6 protein-coding genes are annotated in these 4,432 nt (G+C 64.5%); 3 read left to right on the plus strand and 3 right to left on the minus strand.

Features of this window, described 5'->3' with window-relative positions:
* Nucleotides 1–132 (minus strand): hypothetical protein (locus WB785_RS20170; protein WP_424081167.1); only part of this gene is annotated, 132 nt, incomplete at its 3' end.
* Nucleotides 133–271: 139 nt separating this feature from the next.
* Here WB785_RS20170 and WB785_RS20175 point away from each other — a divergent pair.
* On the plus strand, nt 272–760 hold the full coding sequence (locus WB785_RS20175; RefSeq protein WP_424081159.1) for an inorganic diphosphatase: 489 nt from the start codon (nt 272–274) through the stop codon (nt 758–760).
* 9 nt (nt 761–769) lie between these two features.
* Here WB785_RS20175 and WB785_RS20180 read toward each other — a convergent pair whose 3' ends face one another.
* Nucleotides 770–1,414 (minus strand): dihydrofolate reductase family protein, encoded by a 645-nt coding sequence (locus tag WB785_RS20180; protein ID WP_424081161.1) that lies wholly within the window; start codon nt 1,412–1,414, stop codon nt 770–772.
* 162 nt (nt 1,415–1,576) lie between these two features.
* Here WB785_RS20180 and WB785_RS20185 point away from each other — a divergent pair, with 162 nt between their 5' ends.
* The gene (locus WB785_RS20185; RefSeq protein ID WP_424081163.1) at nt 1,577–2,278 is read left to right on the plus strand and encodes a hypothetical protein; all 702 of its coding nucleotides are present in this window, start codon (nt 1,577–1,579) and stop codon (nt 2,276–2,278) included.
* A 6-nt stretch (nt 2,279–2,284) separates the two neighbouring features.
* Here WB785_RS20185 and WB785_RS20190 read toward each other — a convergent pair whose 3' ends face one another.
* Nucleotides 2,285–3,253 (minus strand): TerC family protein, encoded by a 969-nt coding sequence (locus tag WB785_RS20190; protein WP_424081165.1) that lies wholly within the window; start codon nt 3,251–3,253, stop codon nt 2,285–2,287.
* A gap of 234 nt (nt 3,254–3,487) precedes the next feature.
* On the opposite strand from WB785_RS20190, the gene WB785_RS20195 reads away from it, so the two are divergent.
* Nucleotides 3,488–4,432: hypothetical protein (locus WB785_RS20195; protein WP_424081168.1), on the plus strand; the 945-nt coding region annotated here is incomplete at its 3' end.

The raw sequence follows: 4,432 nt of genomic DNA on the forward strand, positions 1-4,432 counted from the left end.
GATCTGGGCGCCGCTTGCGCCGCGACCACTGGCGGTGAACAGCGCGGTCGCCGCGACGACGGCGGCTACCACCGCCAGCACGCCCACGCCCACGATCAGGTGCGTAGACCGCCGCCACTGAGTGGGACGCATGACTCTCCTGACTTCCTTGCGCCTATTGTGCTTCAAACCGCCGCCGACTGGCGCAGTGCGGGAGCTGCGTTATGCACCTGACCGCTGGACTAGGGTTAGCGCTCGAGCAGCGACCACCCCAGTCAAGGAGCTTCAGACGGTGCAATTCGACGTCATCATCGAGATCCCGAAGGGTCAACGAAACAAATACGAAGTTGACCACGAGACGGGACGGGTTTTCCTGGACCGCTACCTCTACACGTCGATGGTCTACCCGACAGATTACGGCTTCATCGACGACACCCTGGGCGAGGACGGCGACCCGCTGGACGCCCTGGTGCTACTTCCTCAGTCAGTGTTCCCGGGTGTGCTGGTCAAGGCGCGACCGGTAGGCATGTTCCGGATGACCGACGAAGCCGGCGGCGACGACAAGGTGCTGTGCGTTCCGGCCAAGGACCACCGCTGGGACCACATCCAGGACATCAAAGACGTCCCGGAGTTCGAGCTGGACGAGATCAAGCATTTCTTCTCGCAGTACAAGGCGCTCGAGCCGGGCAAATTCGTCGAAGCCGCCGACTGGGTGGGCCGCAAGGAAGCCGAAGAAGAGGTGGTGCGATCCCAGGAGCGGTTCAAGGCAGGCGGGCACTGACGCCACGGCTCAGCGGGGGGCTTTCTTGTTCCAGAGCTGATGGGTTAGCCCACTGGGCGAGGTGACGGTTTCGATTGTGAAGCGGTCCTCGACGCCGTTTAAGCCTTCCCACTGGGATACCCCGCGCCCCAGGATGATCGGCACGATCACCAGGTGCATGAAGTCGACCAAGTCGGCCTGAAGGAACTGCCGCATCGTCGAGGGGCCTCCACCGATACGCACGTCGCGACCGTTCGCCGCATCCTGGGCCAGGCGAAGCACCTCGTGCAGCGGCGCGTCGACGAAGTGAAAGCTGGTTCCGTTAGGAAAGTCGATCGTGGGGTGCGGATGGTGGGTCATGACGAACACCGGAGTCTGGAACGGTGGATCGTCGCCCCACCAGCCCTGCCACCCGTCGTCGGGCCAATCGCCGACGTGGGGGCCGAACTTGCGGCGTCCCATGATCTCCGCGCCGACGCCCTGGCTCCACAAGCTGGTCAGTGCGCGGTCGAGCGTGACTGGGGCATCTACCCGGTCAATCCCATGGATAACGCGTCCGTCGAACCAGTTGAATAGCCGTTCGGCACCGCCGATCGGGGCATCGAACGTCACGTACTCGCCGGCCGCGTAGCCATCGAGGGAGATGTTCATGTTGTGAACCCGGGTGCGGGGCATCGACGATTCCTTCACTGATGGACTGGATAACACCTGTACTGACCCGCGGGGGTCGTCACACTCATCGTCGTTCTCGCGTCTTCGCGCACAGCGAAATTCCCGACGTCGATCTACCAGGCGCTGGGGTCGAGTCGATAGCGCCTCAGGTGGCATCCTGAGATCGTGGGCCCGCTGTTTCATTTCGCCGCGAATTTCTGGTGGCTGGTGTTCCCCCTCGGAGGCGCAATCGGCGGGAGCGTCCGCGCGATCGCCGCGGCCAACGAACGCCGGGCCGAGCGCCGGCTTGAACGGTATCGGCTCAAGCAGCAGGCCAAGATTGCGATCGCGGAAGCGTCCGCACGAAAGCGCGATAATCCAGACAGCAAGGACGGCTACCGGCGCGAGATCGCCAAGATCATCGCTACGCATGATCGGACCGACGCCCGCTGGCTGGACTATGAGGTCGATATCGCCAAATTGCTGGACTTTCCGTTGATGACCGACATGCGCAATCCGCTGACCGTCGCATTCCACAACGCGAAGCGGCAGGCCGATCTGCTGCGGCCGGACCGGCCCGAGGACCTGCTCAGCGATCGGGCGGCGCAACTGGAATACCGCGACGCCGTGCACGACTACGTCAGCGCATTCGAGATCGCCGAGGCCGAAGCGATTCGCCGACGACGCAGCGACTTCTCCGAAGACGACCAACAACGGCTGGCCCGAGCTCAGCATCTACTGCAGCTTGCCCAGGACGAAGCCGCATCTCCGCAGGAGCGGCAGAACGCCTACGCGCGGGCCAGCAGGGAGCTCGACGGGCTGATCGCGTTGCCGGCTCTGGCGCGCGCCGGCATCGAACGTCGAATCGCGGCGGCAATCGAGGCTTAGCCGGGCTTAGTCGCTCCCGCCGCCCCGGGTGGCATAGAGGCTGGCGACTGTGGTGACGACAAGGGTCACCAGGATGACCGCGAGCATAAGCAAGGTCGGGACCTCAGGAACGTTGATGTGCTCGCCGCCGTTAATGAACGGCAGATCGTTTTCCCGCAACGCCTGCAAGACGAGCTTGACCGCGATGAAGAACAAGATGATGCCAAGGCCTTTGGAGAGATAAACCAAGCGCTGCAACAGATTTGCGAGCATGAAGTACAGCTGCCGCAGGCCCATCAAGGCGAATACGTTGGCGGCGAACACCAAATAGGCCTCACGCGTGATGCCGAAGATCGCGGGAATGGAGTCAAGGGCGAAGATCAGGTCGGTGATGCCGAGCGCAAGGACGACGAGAAACATCGGAGTCATCGACCACTGCGAGCCCTCTTTGACATAGAGCTTGAGTCCGTGCCAGTTGTCGGTGGCATTGAGGTGGTTGCGGGCGAAGCGGACCGCCGCGTTCTCCACGTTCGCGTCGTGGTCGCCGCCGCGTGCCAATCTGATTGCGGCGTAAAGCAGAAATGCGCCGAAAAGGTAGAAGACCCAGGAGAACCGCTGGATGGCCGCGGCCCCAAGCGCGATGAAAACGCCGCGGAAAATCAGTGCGATCACAATACCGACGAACAACGCTTGCCGCTGATAGACCTTGGGCACGTCAAAGCTCGTCATGATCACGACGAAAATGAACAAGTTGTCGATCGACAAGCTGTACTCGGTGAGCCAGCCCGTGAAGAACTCCACGGCGAACTGCTGTCCGTGAGAGTGCCACGTCCAAATCCCGAAGCACACCGCGAGCCCCACATACCCGGCTAACGCGATCGCGCAACGGCGCATCGTCGGTTCCCCGGACCGCCGCGCCATGACCCCGACGTCGAACACCAACACCGCCGTCGTTGCACTCAGGATGACGACCCATTCGAGCACGGACACAAACAACTTGAGCCTCCGGTCGCTTAAACGCCAGAGGTCTCTTCCGCCGTCGCGAACAGAGTCGCAATGGCCCGCGGCCCCGGTCGCCCGGTGCGTGGGCGACGTGATGACGACACCGCGGCTGAAGGAATACTCCCCTCTGCGCCCAAGTCTGTCAGGCCGGGGTCGCCGCAGTTTGCCGAGCCCGGCAATGGCTGTGAGTATTTTCGTAGCGTGACCGAAGTGGGCGGTTCTCCCGGCATGGCAGCCCCCGCCAGCCCGATCGCCCGCGGCAGCATGGCCCGGGTGGGTACAGCAACCGTGCTCACCGCCCTGTGCGGCTACACAGTCGTGTACCTCGCGGCGCGCGACCTGGCTCCGGCGGGCTTTTCGATCTTCGCGGTCTTTTGGGGAGCGTTCGGTCTGGTCACTGGGGCGGCCAACGGCCTGCTGCAGGAGACCACGCGGGAAGTCCGCGCCGGGGGGTATGAAAGCCGAGCCGAAGTCGTGGCGGACCGACGCACTCATCCACTGCGGGTGGCGGGCATGGTCGGCCTCGGCGCGGCGGCGGCGATCGCCGGTAGTTCGCCGCTGTGGAGCAGTCGGGTGTTCGCCGAAGCCCACTGGCTTTCGGTGGGTCTGCTCAGCGTCGGGCTTGCCGGGTTCTGCCTGCACGCGACCTTGCTGGGCATGCTTGCCGGGACCAACCATTGGACCCACTACGGCGCGCTGATGGTCACTGACGCGGTAATCCGGGTGGCGGTCGCGGTGGCCACCTTCGTGGTCGGCTGGGGCCTGGTCGGGTTCCTGTGGGCCACCGTCGCAGGCGCGGTGGCCTGGCTGATTCTCATCGCGGCTTCGCCGACAGCCCGGGCCGCGGCCCGACTACTGACGGCGGGTGGCACCGCGACATTCCTGCGCGGCGCCGCCCATTCGATCACCGCTGCCGGAGCCAGCGCGATCTTGGTGATGGGTTTTCCGGTGCTGCTAAAGGCCACCTCCGACCAGCTGGGCGCCAACGGCGGCGTGGTCATCCTGGCGGTCACCCTGACCCGCGCGCCACTGCTGGTGCCGCTGACCGCCATGCAGGGCAATTTGATCGCGCATTTTGTCGACGAGCGGACCGAGCGACTGCGGGCGTTGATCGCACCGGCGGCGCTGGTCGGCAGCATCGGCGTGCTCGGCGTGCTGGCCGCGGGCCTGGTC

The sequence above is a fragment of the Mycobacterium sp. genome, from assembly GCF_049585075.1.
Classification (GTDB): Bacteria; Actinomycetota; Actinomycetes; order Mycobacteriales; family Mycobacteriaceae; genus Mycobacterium.